Annotated in this window: 16 protein-coding genes and 8 tRNA genes; 23 read left to right on the top strand and 1 reads right to left on the bottom strand. The window is 37.5% G+C overall.

The features are described 5' to 3' along the window. Positions 1 to 116 precede the first annotated feature (116 nt). The 3 genes from ACIQXF_RS18250 to ACIQXF_RS18240 all read left to right on the top strand — a co-directional run bounded on the left by ACIQXF_RS18250 (position 117) and on the right by ACIQXF_RS18240 (position 2,750). Positions 117 to 596: a PH domain-containing protein gene (locus ACIQXF_RS18250; RefSeq protein ID WP_402785628.1), complete on the top strand. Its 480-nt coding sequence runs from the start codon at positions 117 to 119 to the stop codon at positions 594 to 596. Next, the gene (locus ACIQXF_RS18245; protein WP_402785736.1) at positions 589 to 2,061 is read left to right on the top strand and encodes a PH domain-containing protein; all 1,473 of its coding nucleotides are present in this window, start codon (positions 589 to 591) and stop codon (positions 2,059 to 2,061) included. Before ACIQXF_RS18250 ends, ACIQXF_RS18245 begins: the two co-directional genes overlap by 8 nt. A gap of 113 nt (positions 2,062 to 2,174) precedes the next feature. Then, a complete protein-coding gene (locus tag ACIQXF_RS18240) occupies positions 2,175 to 2,750 on the top strand; it encodes a GNAT family N-acetyltransferase (protein WP_402785625.1) in 576 nt (191 codons plus the stop codon). Between the two features lie 247 nt (positions 2,751 to 2,997). Here ACIQXF_RS18240 and ACIQXF_RS18235 read toward each other — a convergent pair whose 3' ends face one another. Then, a complete protein-coding gene (locus ACIQXF_RS18235; RefSeq protein ID WP_402785622.1) occupies positions 2,998 to 3,618 on the bottom strand; it encodes a rhomboid family intramembrane serine protease in 621 nt (206 codons plus the stop codon). Positions 3,619 to 3,682: 64 nt separating this feature from the next. Between ACIQXF_RS18235 and acpS the strand changes: the two genes are divergently transcribed. From acpS to ACIQXF_RS18135, 20 genes are all read left to right on the top strand, one after another. Then, positions 3,683 to 4,036, top strand: a complete 354-nt coding sequence (gene acpS / locus ACIQXF_RS18230; RefSeq protein ID WP_402785619.1) for a holo-ACP synthase — start codon at positions 3,683 to 3,685, stop codon at positions 4,034 to 4,036. A gap of 160 nt (positions 4,037 to 4,196) precedes the next feature. Continuing rightward, entirely contained in the window at positions 4,197 to 5,270 is a 1,074-nt protein-coding gene (locus ACIQXF_RS18225) for a LolA family protein (protein WP_402785616.1), read from the top strand. A 233-nt stretch (positions 5,271 to 5,503) separates the two neighbouring features. Next, positions 5,504 to 6,625 carry an alanine racemase gene (gene alr / locus ACIQXF_RS18220; protein ID WP_402785613.1) on the top strand — a complete coding sequence of 374 codons (1,122 nt, stop codon included), beginning with the start codon at positions 5,504 to 5,506 and terminating at the stop codon, positions 6,623 to 6,625. A 307-nt stretch (positions 6,626 to 6,932) separates the two neighbouring features. After that, positions 6,933 to 7,196 (top strand): hypothetical protein, encoded by a 264-nt coding sequence (locus ACIQXF_RS18215; RefSeq protein ID WP_402785611.1) that lies wholly within the window; start codon positions 6,933 to 6,935, stop codon positions 7,194 to 7,196. A 4-nt stretch (positions 7,197 to 7,200) separates the two neighbouring features. Next, the gene (locus tag ACIQXF_RS18210) at positions 7,201 to 7,551 is read left to right on the top strand and encodes a type II toxin-antitoxin system PemK/MazF family toxin (protein WP_008177055.1); all 351 of its coding nucleotides are present in this window, start codon (positions 7,201 to 7,203) and stop codon (positions 7,549 to 7,551) included. A 403-nt stretch (positions 7,552 to 7,954) separates the two neighbouring features. After that, positions 7,955 to 8,356: an anti-sigma regulatory factor gene (locus ACIQXF_RS18205; RefSeq protein WP_402785733.1), complete on the top strand. Its 402-nt coding sequence runs from the start codon at positions 7,955 to 7,957 to the stop codon at positions 8,354 to 8,356. 12 nt (positions 8,357 to 8,368) lie between these two features. After that, positions 8,369 to 9,364, top strand: coding sequence for a PP2C family protein-serine/threonine phosphatase (locus ACIQXF_RS18200; protein WP_402785608.1), 996 nt, complete (start codon positions 8,369 to 8,371; stop codon positions 9,362 to 9,364). A 71-nt stretch (positions 9,365 to 9,435) separates the two neighbouring features. Beyond that, a complete protein-coding gene (locus ACIQXF_RS18195; RefSeq protein WP_402785605.1) occupies positions 9,436 to 9,771 on the top strand; it encodes an STAS domain-containing protein in 336 nt (111 codons plus the stop codon). Further along, complete coding sequence (gene rsbW, locus ACIQXF_RS18190; protein ID WP_402785603.1) at positions 9,768 to 10,238, top strand: anti-sigma B factor RsbW; 471 nt, start codon at positions 9,768 to 9,770, stop codon at positions 10,236 to 10,238. Before ACIQXF_RS18195 ends, rsbW begins: the two co-directional genes overlap by 4 nt. After that, on the top strand, positions 10,216 to 11,001 hold the full coding sequence (gene sigB, locus ACIQXF_RS18185; RefSeq protein WP_402785600.1) for an RNA polymerase sigma factor SigB: 786 nt from the start codon (positions 10,216 to 10,218) through the stop codon (positions 10,999 to 11,001). The genes rsbW and sigB overlap by 23 nt, the downstream gene beginning before the upstream one ends. Before the next feature lie 158 nt (positions 11,002 to 11,159). Beyond that, entirely contained in the window at positions 11,160 to 13,334 is a 2,175-nt protein-coding gene (locus tag ACIQXF_RS18180) for a Tex family protein (protein ID WP_402785597.1), read from the top strand. Between the two features lie 229 nt (positions 13,335 to 13,563). Then, positions 13,564 to 14,025 carry a SprT family protein gene (locus ACIQXF_RS18175; protein ID WP_402785594.1) on the top strand — a complete coding sequence of 154 codons (462 nt, stop codon included), beginning with the start codon at positions 13,564 to 13,566 and terminating at the stop codon, positions 14,023 to 14,025. A 91-nt stretch (positions 14,026 to 14,116) separates the two neighbouring features. Beyond that, positions 14,117 to 14,193, top strand: a tRNA-Asn gene (locus ACIQXF_RS18170). A gap of 1 nt (position 14,194) precedes the next feature. After that, positions 14,195 to 14,266, top strand: a tRNA-Glu gene (locus tag ACIQXF_RS18165). A 36-nt stretch (positions 14,267 to 14,302) separates the two neighbouring features. Beyond that, a tRNA-Asp gene (locus tag ACIQXF_RS18160) sits at positions 14,303 to 14,378 on the top strand. 5 nt (positions 14,379 to 14,383) lie between these two features. Next, positions 14,384 to 14,458: transfer RNA gene (locus tag ACIQXF_RS18155), tRNA-Gln, on the top strand. Positions 14,459 to 14,473: 15 nt separating this feature from the next. After that, a tRNA-Lys gene (locus ACIQXF_RS18150) sits at positions 14,474 to 14,546 on the top strand. Between the two features lie 66 nt (positions 14,547 to 14,612). Beyond that, positions 14,613 to 14,698, top strand: a tRNA-Leu gene (locus ACIQXF_RS18145). Positions 14,699 to 14,718: 20 nt separating this feature from the next. Further along, positions 14,719 to 14,795 (top strand) — tRNA-Arg (locus ACIQXF_RS18140). Positions 14,796 to 14,813: 18 nt separating this feature from the next. Beyond that, a tRNA-Gly gene (locus ACIQXF_RS18135) sits at positions 14,814 to 14,887 on the top strand. Positions 14,888 to 15,131: the final 244 nt, after the last annotated feature.

Raw genomic sequence — 15,131 nt, 5'->3', positions numbered from 1 at the left:
TTCATCAAAATGATTAAACCTTACAGTCAAAGTGACTGTAAGGTTTTTTTCGTATATATTGAAACAAAACGATTACTGATTACGTATACGAAGGTATGGAAAGAGAGGGAACGACTTTGAGAGTAGAACCAATTCATAAAATTTCTCGAAAAGGGTTAACAGTGTGGCGTTTATATGGTTTATTACAAACTTTATTACTATTGATCATAGCTGCTGTAGTATGCTACTGCACATATTATTTTGAATGGCCACCATTTATTTACATCATTGCAGTTGCTGTAGTTATACTTAGTGCTATCTTATCTGCCTATTTATTTCCAAAAATAAGATGGGAACGCTGGCGCTATGAGGTACGTGAGAATGAAATAGAAGTGCAACATGGTTTATTTGTTGTTAAACGAACGCTTATACCGATGGTGCGCGTGCAGCATGTTGATACGACACAAGGGCCGATATTAAAAAAATATGGTTTAGGTAATATTTCAATATCTACAGCAGCAACGGTACATACAATTCCTGCACTTGTGATGGACGAGGCTGATGGACTTCGTGCTCGTATATCGGAATTAGCAAGGGTGGCGGAAGATGATGTCTAAGGAAATTAATCGTTTACATCCAGTATCTGCTATTATTACAAGTGCCAAAGCATTAAAAAGTATGATTTTGCCTTTGGCGATTATTGCTGTAACGAATGGTTTTAATTTTTCGTTAAATTTCCATAGTGATAATTTTTGGCGGACGATTTTCTTATTTGGTGGATGGGGAGTAGCGACGTTACTTGCACTTGTTAGTGGTATTGTTAAATGGCGTACCTTTGTATATTGGTTTGAAGATGGTGAACTACGTGTAAAGTACGGTTTGTTCGTTAAAAAGAAGCGTTACATCCCGTTTGAACGAATACAAAGCTTAAATTACAATGAGGGTATTTTTCATCGCTTATTTGGTTTAGTAAAGGTTCAGGTTGAAACTGCGGGGGGGAAGGATAGAAAACCTGAGGTTGAGTTAACAGCAATACGTAAGGCAGCAGCAGATGCTATAGAGCTAGAAATGCGTCGTGCAAAAAATCAAGTAATTGAACAGGCTAATGATGAGCACTCACTTCCACTAGCAGAGGAAGTATTAATGCCGACGCTTTACCATATGTCAATGCGCGATTTACTTTTACTGGCAACAACTTCAGGTGGTATTGGGGTCGTGCTGTCCGGGCTTGCAGCAATCGCCTCTCAGTTTTCAGATATAATCCCGTATGAAGCGCTATTCCATGAGCTAGCTGACTTTGTAAAAGTAGGTGCATTTTTAGTTGCACTTACAGTAATGCTTATCCTCATTGTAGCGTGGGTTGTGTCAGTAGTAATCACACTTATCAATTATTATCAATATACAGTCCGCATTGAGGATGAAAAGCTCATTATTACAAAGGGGCTGCTTGAGAAAAAACGAATTACATTGCCTTTAAATCGAATACAAGCGATTCGAATTGTAGAGAATCCAGTGCGTCAATTATTTGGCTTTGCAACTGTTATTGTTGAGAGTGCAGGAGGAAACGGTGAAGAGGGGAAAGATAAAAAAATCACCTTGTTTCCACTTATTCACAAGCAGGAATGTCAGCACACGTTAAAACAGCTTTTTCCAGATATGAACTGGCACCCAGAATTTATCCGATCACCAAAACGAGCTCGTCCGTTTTTTTATCGAATAGATTTTGTTTGGCTTACACCTATAATTGTTGCGTGTGGTTATTTCTTTTATCCATATGGACTACTTTCGTTGCTGTTAATACCAATCACGATAATACTTGGTATTTGGCAACATAAAACAGCTGGTTATATGATTGATGGAAAGCAACTAACTATGCAATATAGAGTTTTCAGTCGCATAACATTTTTTATGGAGAAAAAACGTATACAATCTATTGAAAGTACACAAACGTATTTTCAAAAAAGAAAAAATGTTATGTCTGTAAAAGCGACAGTAATGTCAGGAATGACTGGTATGACAGGGAATGTACCGAGTTTAGAGCAGCAAGATACTGAAACAATATTATCCTGGTATGAACATTAAATTAGAACAGTTGGCTAATCCTTACAATTAATAGTAAGGGTTAGCTTTTTTTATCTATAAATATAGAAAAATGCTGTTTATAATAGAATAAACTAAACAAAAGGGGTGGTAATTTGTTTAAATATATTATTAATGAGAATGCGTATTTGAAATTGCTAGATTTAAGTGATGTAGATGAATTATTTGCTTTGACTGATCGTTCAAGGGAGACTTTACGAGAGTGGTTACCCTTTGTAGATGATGTGAAAACAGTAGAGGATACGGAGCGTTTTGTACGAAATGCAATGCAACAGTATGCTAATAATAATGGCATACAAGCGGGGATATATTATGAGGGGAAGCTTGCTGGTGTGATTGGCTATCACCAAGTGAATTGGCAGCATAAATGGACAAGCGTTGGATATTGGTTAGGAAACGAATTTGTTGGCAAGGGGTTAGTCACAAATTCTATGAAAGCATTTATTGATTATGCTTTTAGTTATCTAAAATTAAATCGCATTGAAGTACGTGTAGCGGTAGGAAATATTCGGAGCCGCACAATCCCTAAAGTACTTGGCTTTAATGAAGAAGGACGCTTAAGAGATGCAGAGTGGCTTTATGATCATCACGTAGACCAGGTTGTCTATGGCTTAACTGCAGCTGAATGGAAAAAAATAAAGAATGCGAAAGAGAATATGATTGCTCTATGAAATAAAGTGAAACTTAATCAGTGGGTTTTTCCTTCAACCTTTCATGCTATTACTGGCAGTTGATCTCCCACCTATCTTCTTGCTTTCACTGAATTTTGAGGTGGGAGTTCTGTACCTGACGCTTCGCTTTGGTACAGATAAATTACTGTCAGTTAATGATGGTAAAAATTGAAGAAGAGGTATGCTAAAAAGAGGAGCAGTCGACAGTGATAATTTATCATCGTTAGGCTGCTTCTCTTTGTAGCTTCTACTTACCTGCCATCTTTTGTTTACGCCAGCTTAAAATTCTTTTTGGGTGTAAATACACTAGACCCAGCAGGAACCCTGCCACTAACCCACCTAAATGAGCATAGATATTCACATTTGACTGTAGAAAAGTCATAACGACACTGATAACGATGATTGGCAATATGAGTTTACGCAACATAGGCATTGTGCGGCGAGTATAATATACAAGTGCCCCAAAAGCACCAAAAATTCCAAAAATCGCCCCACTTGCACCAAGACTCACATAACTACTATCATTAAGAAGATAGGTTGCCATGTTTCCTACAATACCCGAAAATAAATAAATCGTAATAAAACGTGCCTTCCCAGCAATTTTCTCAAGCTCTGGTCCGAATAAATACAGGGAAAACATATTAAAAAACACATGCATGAAGTTAGCGTGTAAAAACATTGAAGAAAAAACACGCCAAAATTCACCATTTTCTATAAGGAAGTTCGCATGGACTCCGTAATTCAATACAAGTGTTCCTATTCCAGGTAAAAGGGTCAGTACATAAAGAATTAAATTAATCGCTATTAACGTTGAAACGATAGGGTAATACTTTGTATATTGCTTAAAATTTTCTGTTCTACTAAACATGGCTCCACCTCAATTTACAATTATTATACATGGCTTTTTGGAAATAGGAAAAGGAGAAGTTCGAATGATTAAAGGAATTGGTCTCGACATTGTAGAAATCGACCGAATTGCAAAAGCAATGATGAGGACAAAAAAATTTAAAGACCGCATTTTATCTGAAAAGGAAAGAGTTTTGTTTGAAGCACATTCAGAAACTCGTAGAATAGAATTTTTGGCTGGGAGATTTGCTGCCAAAGAAGCATTTTCTAAGGCATTTGGAACAGGGATCGGTGAAGAATGTAAGCTTCATGATATTGAAATTTTAAGAGGGGAAGCTGGTAATCCTGTTTTATATTTCAAAGGAGAACTTGTAAATGGGTTTGTTAGTATTACACATTCTAAGCAATACGCGGCTGCACAAGTAATATTACTATTGTAAGCAATGATAAGACGCTTTGCGCTATATTATAAAGCCGCTATACTTTCATTACATAATCTGCCCAGTAAAGAAAATATATTGCCTTTTCTTCAAATGACATAACTGACAAATACGGTTCATATATTGTCGTAGTGGATTTGAAAGAAGAAAGGGTGGAAGCGTGGGCAACCGTATAGTTAAATGGCTCGTCTTACTTTGTACGATATTACTTCTGTCGGCATGTGGTACAGCCTCACAGGAAAAAGTGTTGAAGAAAGTTAATGGTAAATGGGCAGAGACAAATGGTTATGAGTTGAACGCTGCGATGGAGATTAAATCTGGTGGAGAGCCAAGAAAATATGATGTTACAGTTTGGCATACGAAACCTGATTTCTATCGAGTGGAAGTAGTAGAGAGTGGGAAAGACGTTTCACAAATGATAGTACGGAATGCAGATGGAGTTTTTGTTGTTACACCTACATTAAACAAGATGTATAAGTTCCAAAGTGATTGGCCTAAGAAAAATAGTCAAGCATATTTAATCGGTGCGCTAGCAGAAGATTTAGCTCAAGATAAAAATTTAGTCATGAAAGAAGAAGGTAAAGCATATATATTTGAAGCGGCTACTAGAAATAGCTATAAAAATAGTATGCCTCATCAAGTTATTACAGTAGATAAGAAAACTTTGCTCCCAACTTCCGTAGTAATTATGAATGATGTGAAGGAAGAACAAATCCGTATTACTTTTAAAAATATAAAATTAGGTGTCCAGCACTCAGCCAAAGAGTATGCGGTTGAGCAATTTACGGAAACAGATGAAACAAAAGGTGAACAAGCTGCTCCTACAGAAAAAGATGGTAAAGACGGTAAAGAACAAAAAGATGGTAAAGAAGCTTTAGGTGCAGAGATTGAAAATAAAGAATTCCAAACACATTACCCTGTTGTAAATTGGGAGAATACGAAGATGGCAGATGAAAAAGTCATTCAAGAAGGTGGAGTTAACCGTGTCATCTTAACATTCCAAGGTGATAAAGCATTTACAGTAATGCAACAACCGGTTACCAAAGAGACGTCTATGTTACCAGTATCATCACCTGGTGATCCAGTAGACTTAGGCTTTACAATTGGCGCTATTACAGATACATCTATTAGCTGGGAAAAAGATGGCGTCGAATTCTTTGTAGCTTCAAGTAAATTATCTCGTGAAGAAATGATAGAAGTTGCCACTTCTATGACGATAAGTAGTATGAAGTAATCTTTTTAGCTACAGCTTTCTGTTATTTAGAAAGCTGTGGCTTATAAAAAAAATGGTAGGTTCCTCCTAGTTGAGGAAGTAATTTAACACTGTTTAGAAAGTGTTAAGTTGTATATTCTATTATAGAGGTTACTCAGAACATAGTCTAAATGAGAACAACTTGTGTACTAGAATGGTTAAAAGCAGTTTTGGCAATACATAATGTTTTAATAAAAAATAAAGAGGGTATTCTAATGAAGACACAGCAGCATTTTAGACCAACTAAAGCAATTGTAGACTTAAAAGCAATTCAACAAAACATAAAAAACTTGAAAAAGCTATTACGACCCAAAGTTCAAATCATTGCTGTAGTAAAGGCAAATGCATACGGACATGGAGATCTAGCGGTTGCAAAAGCGGCGCTTGAGGCTGGCGCAACAATACTAGCCGTAGCAACGCCCGACGAAGCATTACATATTCGAGCAAACTTTGAAGAACCAGACATACTAATATTGGGTGCCTCGCCACTGTCGTTTGTACCCTATGCAGCTCAACAGCGTATTATTCTTACTGCTTTCGCTAGTGAATGGGTACAGCAAGCTATTCCGTTCATAGCTAATGAAGCAAATCCTTTACGACTACATATAAAAGTAGATAGTGGAATGGGTAGGATAGGCGTTCGTTCTGAACAAGAACTATTGGATCTATACCAAACAATCCAAACTGCAGATAATGTAGAGCTTGATGGTATCTTCACACACTTTGCAACAGCAGATGAGGAGGATACATCGTATTTCGATAAACAGGTTTACTTCTTTGAGCAATGTGTATCTGCATTACCTGAAAAGCCAAGACTAGTCCATGCTTCCAATACGGCTACCTCCTTAGTAAAGGATGCCCGATTGCAATATGACGCCATTAGATATGGTATTTCAATGTATGGATTATCACCATCGTCTTATGTGGAAGGTATTTTACCTTTCTCATTACAGCCAGCATTTTCACTTGAGAGTGAGCTTGTGCATGTGAAGAAATTACAAACGGGTGATTCGGTTGGCTATGGAGCTACATTTGTGGCCCCTACAGATATGTGGATAGGGACAATCCCTATAGGTTATGCTGATGGGGTAATTCGTAAATTAGGTGGACAAGAAGTGTTGATTGATGGAAAAAGAATGCCGATAGTTGGACGAATTTGTATGGACCAATGTATGGTTGCCTTGCCAAAAGCATATGCTATAGGTGAGAAAGTAACACTCATTGGTGGTCAAGGTCAGGATGTTATTTCAATGAATGAATGGGCAGCAAAGCTTGAAACCATTAATTATGAAGTACCATGTATTATTACAGCAAGAGTTCCTAGAATATACGTTTGACTTTAGCTTAAGAGGAAGTTACTTCTACACAATGCTGAAGTGAAATTGTATAGTTAGCCTAATGTTTAATACTAAAGCAAACTATAGATTCTGGTGAATAAACCATCTTAATTGACCAAGAAATGAAACTAAGCAATTTACATAGTAAGGTGAATGAATCGTCATATACCTTCGACAACCAACATATTTTTACAATCTGTACTTTTAATTGTCAGATATTTTGTCATTTCATGTCTTTTCAACAATATCTTTCAATGGTAGAATGGGTAGTAATGAAAAATGGAAGGTCCCGTTGGAGGTGCTTGCTGTGTACGAGAAAAAGTTAAGAGAAGCTACAATTGTTGTTCAAGACAGACTATTTCTACAAACAAAGGAAGTAATTGAAGGTGAATCTTTTGTGCGCATTTTGCCGCGCAAAATTTTAATGCAGGAGCAACCAAATCAAATACGGGAAGCTATGATGAAAGGATATGTTGAAATGTCTCATATTAACCTGATGATTGCGAGTGAATGCTTGCATGCAGAATATGAAGCACAACATACGGTGGAGCGTCTCGTTAGCGGGGGATGACACTTTGAATGTAAAACGTGGTGACGTTTTTTTTGCAGATTTATCGCCGGTAGTTGGATCCGAGCAAGGGGGAACTAGACCAGTGCTGATAATTCAAAATGATATTGGCAATCGATTTAGTCCGACTGTCATCATCGCAGCTATTACTGCACAGATTCAAAAAGCAAAGTTACCGACGCACGTTGAAATCAATGCTGAAAAGTATGGTTTTGAACGTGATTCGGTTATTCTGCTAGAGCAAGTGCGAACGATTGATAAGTCAAGATTGACAGATCGTATTACGCAACTTGATCATGCTGTGATGGAGAAAGTTGATGGTGCACTGATGATTAGTTTAGGACTTGTAAAATTTTGATATACATATGTGTATAGAGGCATCGGGATGAGTTTTCATCTCGATGCTTTTTGTATTGCCTTAACACTACATTACCATAAAATTGAATTTGCATTGCAAAAATGGTATTAATACACTTAAGATAAGTATCAATTGGTGGGGTGCCCATCATCCCAAAAATAGATAAAGGAATACAAGCTAAAACCTTGAAAATACTATTATGACCAACATCCTATTGTCCCGAATCAATAGGGGGTACAGGATAAACACAAGATTTATATTGGGAATAGATTTTTAAAAAGTTTATTGAGAGGTTTAAGAAAATATACATAGAATATTAAATTAAATAAAGGTATAAATGATAGTCAATCGGGTCGAATAAAAGTGTAAGAGTATGACTCCGAAAGAAATTGGGGGGACAACAGTGACATTTAAGTCTTCGGTTGAAATTATTACTGAATGGGATATAGTGACAGCAAGACAACTGGGGCGCAATGTAGCAAAGGCACTTGGATTTGGCATTGTTGATCAGGCTAGAATTACCACAGCTATTAGTGAATTGGCTCGAAATATATATTTATATGCAAGTATAGGCGTCATTGAGATTGAAAGAGTTGAGACGGACACTGAAAAGAAAATTGTCATAATTGCAACTGATCAAGGCCCTGGAATAAAAGATGTTCGAAAAGTGACGGAGGATGGTTACTCTACTTCAGGAGGACTTGGAGCAGGGTTACCAGGCGTAAACAGATTGATGGATAGTATGACCATTCAATCGGTTATCGGAGAAGGTACAACGATAAGAGCTGAAAAATGGCTGAATTAGGATGTGGAAATATTGAAACAATTAGAATCTCAATATAAGAAGATTTTATCGGATTATATGGCTGATCAAACTGAAAAGAATTTGTATATTGCTCAAAACTTCACTCGTCAGTTAATCCAAAAGAATATTTCGCCAGAGGATGTTGTAAGTATTCATAAAAATGCAGTCGAGAAAATTTTTCCAAATAGGATGATTGAGGAACAACCTGCATATGATTTTCTAATCGAAGTAATGGTGCATTATGGCATGGCGCATAGAGAGCATCAAAGTTTGCTTCAAAAACAAGCCGAGTATGAAATGGAGATGAAAATCGCTACAAACATTCAAAAAACAATACTTAAAACAGTTGTACCAAAACTTTCTAGCATCGATATAGGAATGATATCGATTCCAATCCGCAAGATGAATGGAGATTATGTACATTTTTTATATGACCGAGAGGATTATTTGAGTGTAGCTGTGACAGACGTGGTAGGTAAAGGGGTTCCAGCAGCATTATGTATGTCCATGGTGAAATATGGCCTTGAAACATTAGAATACGCTTATAAAGATCCTTCATATGTATTAGAGGTCATCAACCGAGTAATTGAAAAAGGTGTGGACGACAGTATGTTTGTTTCCATGTTTTATGGTTGCTTAGATATTCAAAAGAGTATTTTTTCCTTTGCTTCTGCAGGTCATGAGCCAGCGCTGTATTATAGTGCTAAACATGATACATTTTTTCCTTTAGAAGCGAAAGGACTATTACTTGGGGTGATGCCTGAAATAAAGTATTCGTATAAGGAAATCTCTTTAGAAGAAAATGACATCATCATAATTATGACGGATGGTGTTACAGAATTTAGATCGAGGGATGAATTAAATTCACGAGAGGTCATCACATCATTAATATCCGAGAATAAGCATTTATCTGCGCAACAATTATGTAATCTTCTTTATAAGCAAATTGAGAAAATACAGGATTTTAAACTATCAGATGATTTTACAGTTGTAATTATTAAAAAATAGATGAAAGGTTTAAGTTTTGGCAATTACGGGAAAGGAAGAATAGTCTAACAAATATGGTGGAGGTGTGCTGTATGGACGTAACAATACATTTCAAAGAAATCAATAATAAATTATATGGTTTTGTCGAGGGTGAAATAGATACCTTTACTGCTTCTGGCTTAAGAGAAGAATTAGAGGCTGTGAAAATTACTGAAGGATTAGAGATAGAGCTTAATTTATCAAAGGTTAATTATATGGATAGTACAGGATTAGGAATTTTTGTAGCTTTTTATAAAAGAGCATTAAGAGAAAATGGAAAAGTAAAGCTTGTTGGTTTATCGAATAGATTACAAAGATTATTTGAAATTACTGGTTTAAGCGAAATAATGGATATTGAAACTGATATAAAGGTGGAATTACGAAGATGAAGGAATTTGATTATATTGAGATAAGGGTTCCTGCAAAACCGCAATTTGTCAGTGTTATTCGTTTAACTGTTTCTGGATTAGCTAGCCGGATTGGGTTTAATTATGACGATATTGAAGACTTAAAAATCGCAGCAAGTGAAGCGATAACGAATGTTGTGCATCATGCATACAAGGATGAGGAAGAAGGAGAAATCGTCATTGGTTGTGCCCTGTATGACAATAAAATAGAAATGATGGTTGCAGATTACGGCAATAGTTTCAATTTTGAAGAGGTTAGGTCAAAAATTGGTCCGTATCATGCTGGCGAGAGTATTGCGGGACTACGCGAAGGTGGTTTAGGACTTTATTTAATGGAAACTTTGATGGATGAGGTGATGATAAATAACGATGGTGGCGTAACTGTTTTCATGACAAAGTATGTCACTAGAGAGCAGGTGAAAAAAAATGTCGAAAGAATCACTACATAAATCTTCATCCAAGGAAGAAGTACTAAGATGGATTGCATTGTACCAGTCAACGGAGGATGATGAAGCACAAACAAAATTAGTGATTCATTATCAATATTTAGTTGAGTCCATTGCACGTAAATATTCGAATGGTAAATCTAATTATGATGATATTGTTCAAGTTGGGATGTTGGGTTTACTAGGTGCAATCAGACGTTTTGATTCTAATGTTGGTCGAAGCTTTGAAGCATTTGCTGTGCCAACTATTGTTGGAGAGATCAAGCGCTTTTTACGAGATAAAACATGGGATGTTCACGTACCAAGGCGGATAAAAGAGTTAGGACCGCGAATTAAAACAACTGTTGAAGCGCTAACTATAGAATTGCAACGCTCTCCTTCTATTAAAGAAATTGCAGATCAAATAGAAGTTGAAGAGGAAGAAGTTCTAGAGGCTATGGAGATGAGCCGTAGTTATCAGGCTCTTTCTATGAATCATTCAATAGAGTCGGATTCTGACGGTAGTACAGTAACGTTATTTGATATTATTGGAAAAAATGATGACGGTTTTGAAATGACCAACCAAAGAATGATCGTATCTGATGCGATGGAAGTTTTAAATGACCGAGAAAAACAAATAATTAAGCTTACATATTTAGAGCAACTTAGTCAAAAAGAAGTTGGAGAACGATTGGGGATTTCTCAAATGCATGTATCCAGAATACAAAGGAAAGCAATAAAGAAATTACAGGAAGTTATCCTAGCAAGCGGTAGTGTTTCGTTCTAAAATTTTAGATTGAGGCGTTTATTGCTATAAGCTATCGAAAAGTAATAAACGTCTCTTATTTTGATTGAAATGGTGTACTCTTCTTTCAGAGTAGACTATTTTTTTGCATTTTTAGTAAAGTGTAATGGTAAAATGAAAAGAAAAAAGGTAGTGATGATGTGGAACAAAAGCAGATGTTACAGCTCATTGCAAAGGATGTAGCTATTAAGCCAGGCCAAGCCGAGGCAGTTATTAAATTATTAGAAGAAGGAAACACCGTGCCGTTCATCGCACGATATCGAAAAGAAGCTACTGGTTCCCTTGATGAGGTGCAGATTAAAGCCGTAGAGGATCGTTATCACTACATACAGCAGCTTGAGCAACGCAAAGAAGAGGTTATTCGATTAATTCAAGAACAAGATAAACTAACTCCTGAATTAGAACAAGCTATTCGAGCAGCAACTGTTTTACAGCGTGTAGAGGATTTATATCGACCTTATAAACAAAAACGTAGAACCAAGGCGACGATAGCGAAAGAAAAAGGGCTTGAGCCTCTCGCGAATCTTCTATTAGAATATCGTAGTGTTGCACTAGAACAATTAGCGGTGGATTTCGTAGATGGGGAGAAAGTTACCGATGTAGAGGATGCACTCGCTGGAGCACGTGATATTTTAGCAGAGCGCTTTGCTGATGATGCAGCAATCCGTGAGAAAATTCGTACGTATTCATGGAAAGATGGAGTACTAGTAACAAGTGTAAAAAATGCAGAGACAGACGAAAAAAACGTCTTCGAAATGTATTATGAATACGAAGAGCCGGTCAATCGAATTGTCCCACATCGTATTTTAGCTGTAAATCGTGGTGAAAAAGAAGAAATCTTAAAGGTTTCTATTCATGTACCAGTAGATCGAGTATTAATGATTATGTGGAAGGAATGGATTCCTGCTACTGGTTCCTCTCCAGCTATTGCTGAAGTGAAGCTAGCAATTGAGGATTCGTACAAGCGTCTAATCCAGCCTTCTATTGAAAGAGAGTTACGAAATGAGCTGACAGAAAAGGCAGAGGCGCAGGCTATCCACATCTTCTCGGAGAATTTACGCAATCTCTTACTACAGCCTCCAATGAAAGGGAAGTTTGTGTTGGGTGTCGATCCTGCATACCGCACCGGCTGTAAGCTAGCGGTTGTAGATGAAACAGGGAAAATGTTAGAGGTTACAGCCATTTATCCACACCCTCCAAAGCCAGATGTAGCAAAATCAAAAGCTGTTGTGAAACAGATTTTAGCAAAATATCCGATTTCTATAATTGCTATAGGTAATGGTACTGCCTCGCGCGAAACAGAACAATTTATTGCAGATGTATTAAATGAGGTTGAGACAGATGTAGCCTATGTAATTGTCAATGAGGCAGGGGCATCTGTTTACTCAGCATCTGATATTGCACGTGCAGAGTTTCCAGATTTACAAGTAGAGCAACGTAGTGCTGTTTCTATTGCACGACGCTTACAAGATCCGTTGTCAGAGTTAGTAAAAATTGAACCAAAAGCAGTAGGAGTAGGTCAATATCAGCATGATGTTTCTCAAAAAAAATTGACTGAGTCCTTAACGTTTATAGTTGAAACAGCTGTTAACCAAGTTGGTGTAGATGTTAATACAGCCTCAGCTTCACTACTGCAATATGTTTCAGGATTATCGAAAACAGTTGCCGAGAATATTGTGAAGGTGCGAGAAGATAACGGGCAATTTTCTACCCGTGCACAACTAAAGAAGATACCACGCCTTGGTGCCAAAACGTATGAACAAGCAATTGGTTTCTTACGAATCCCAGAAGCAAAAAATTCATTTGATGCGACTGGTATTCACCCAGAAAGTTACAATATAGCAGAGCGGATTTTAGAGGTAGCACATATTGAGAAAGCAGAGCTTGGGACGCAAAAGGCAGAGGAAGCTATTGCATCTCTAAACGTACAAAATTTAAGCGGGATTTTAGATATTGGGGTTATCACGATTCAAGATATTGTAGATACATTAATGAAACCAAGCCGAGATCCACGTGATGCATTCCCTCAGCCTTTGTTGAAAACAGATGTATTAAAAATGGAAGATTTACAAGTTGGAATGGAATTGCAAGGTACGGTGAGAAATGTAGTTGATTTCGGAGCATTTGTTGATATTGGGGTGAAGCAGGATGGGCTTGTGCATATTTCAAAATTACAAAAAAGACGTATTAAGCATCCATTAGAGGTTGTAGCACTCGGTGACATTGTGACGGTTTGGGTAGAACAAATAGATGTCAATAAAGGGCGCATTTCATTAACAATGCTTCCTCCTAAAGATCAAACTATCGAAGTGTAATAAAGTGAAACTTTAATCAGTGGGATTTTCTTCATCCCCCACTGATTATTAGTCTTTACCAATCGCGCTTTTACGGGCAGTTTTTCTCTTGTGCCAAATTTTAAGGTGGGAGTCTTATATCTGGTCGCTTCGTTTTCAATAAATTACTGTCCGTTAAAGTGGGATAAATTAATACCACACTGTCTATACTAGGCAGTGTGGTATTCTTGTTGTACGAGGTGATTTTGATATGAACAACGAGGAACTACAAAAGCTTGTTAGTAGAATATCGTTAGAAAGTTTCCAGAAGCCATTTATGCATCAAGCATATTTCAATTCAAGGTTACGTTCAACGGGTGGACGTTATCTTTTACAATCGCATAATATTGAAATTAATCCAAAAGCTTATGAATTGTATGGAATTAGAGAAGTAGAGGGAATAGTTCGACACGAATTATGCCATTATCATTTACATATGGAAGGTAAGGGGTATCAGCATAGAGACAAAGATTTTCGAGAGTTATTAATAAAAGTGAATGCACCTCGTTTTTGCTCAGTATTACAAGCACCTAAAGCTTCTCAAAAAAAACAGCGCAGTCTTTATACATATACATGTGTGAAATGCCAACAATTATATGTAAGAAAAATTAGAATGAATGTGGAGAAATACTGCTGTAGCAAGTGTTTAGGACGTTTGAAACTAATAGAATAAAAAAACTTAATAAAAGGGCTTGACGTTTGTTGGAGATGTCCCTATAATAGTAAAAGTCGACAAGATAACGACGACGAAATATATGGATTATTCCGAAGTAGCTCAGTTGGTAGTAGCACCTGACTGTTAATCAGGTTGTCGCAGGTTCGAGTCCTGCCTTCGGAGCCATGGCCCCTTGGTCAAGTGGTTAAGACACCGCCCTTTCACGGCGGTAACACGGGTTCGAATCCCGTAGGGGTCATTTCATTGATTTTATTTATGAAAATATAGCAACGTTGGTCCCGTGGTGTAGCGGTTAACATGCCTGCCTGTCACGCAGGAGATCGCCGGTTCGATCCCGGTCGGGACCGCCACTTATTGGGGTATAGCCAAGCGGTAAGGCAACGGATTTTGATTCCGTCATGCCTAGGTTCGAATCCTAGTACCCCAGCCATTCAATTCTTAAATCGAGCCATTAGCTCAGTTGGTAGAGCATCTGACTTTTAATCAGAGGGTCGAAGGTTCGAGTCCTTCATGGCTCATCTCTTTAAGAAAGAAAGTTGACTTTTATGATTATTATAGTATAATAAAAAAGTTACTAATTGAATGCGGTCGTGGCGGAACGGCAGACGCGCTAGGTTGAGGGCCTAGTGGGGGCAACCCCGTGGAGGTTCAAGTCCTCTCGGCCGCACCAAACCAATTCACTAAATATATGCGCCCGTAGCTCAATTGGATAGAGCGTCTGACTACGGATCAGAAGGTTGTGGGTTCGACTCCTGCCGGGCGCGCCATTTTTTATAAAATATATTGCGGGTGTAGTTTAATGGTAAAACCTCAGCCTTCCAAGCTGATGTCGTGAGTTCGATTCTCATCACCCGCTCCAAAAAAACTTTTGAAATCTTATTGACACACAAGCTTTTGCGTTGTATGATATAAGAGTTGTCACTACAAGATAATGATATGAACCTTGAAAACTGAACAAGCAAAACGTAATCAATAAAGTTTTTAGTAGCTAACCTTGAGTTAGTGAATAAAACAAATTTTGGACATCATAAAGATGCCAGCAAAACAATTTGAGCTAATCAAATTTCTTTTATGGAGAGTTTGATCCTGGCTCAGGACGAACG

It is taken from the genome of Lysinibacillus sp. NPDC097231 (assembly GCF_044761885.1).
In the GTDB taxonomy this organism is placed as follows: Bacteria; Bacillota; Bacilli; order Bacillales_A; family Planococcaceae; genus Lysinibacillus.
The sequence above is the reverse complement of the archived record's forward strand: the minus strand, read 5'-3'. Positions and strand labels throughout refer to the sequence as shown.

Bases quoted from the DNA above. Each gene is read 5' to 3' on its own strand.
- ACIQXF_RS18175 (WP_402785594.1), top strand. From the start codon at position 13,564: ATGAACAACGAGGAACTACAAAAGCTTGTTAGTAGAATATCGTTAGAA.
- rsbW (WP_402785603.1), top strand. From the start codon at position 9,768: ATGAAGGAATTTGATTATATTGAGATAAGGGTTCCTGCAAAACCGCAA.
- ACIQXF_RS18245 (WP_402785736.1), top strand. From the start codon at position 589: ATGTCTAAGGAAATTAATCGTTTACATCCAGTATCTGCTATTATTACA.
- acpS (WP_402785619.1), top strand. From the start codon at position 3,683: ATGATTAAAGGAATTGGTCTCGACATTGTAGAAATCGACCGAATTGCA.
- sigB (WP_402785600.1), top strand. From the start codon at position 10,216: ATGTCGAAAGAATCACTACATAAATCTTCATCCAAGGAAGAAGTACTA.
- ACIQXF_RS18195 (WP_402785605.1), top strand. From the start codon at position 9,436: ATGGACGTAACAATACATTTCAAAGAAATCAATAATAAATTATATGGT.
- ACIQXF_RS18235 (WP_402785622.1), bottom strand. From the start codon at position 3,618: ATGTTTAGTAGAACAGAAAATTTTAAGCAATATACAAAGTATTACCCT.
- alr (WP_402785613.1), top strand. From the start codon at position 5,504: ATGAAGACACAGCAGCATTTTAGACCAACTAAAGCAATTGTAGACTTA.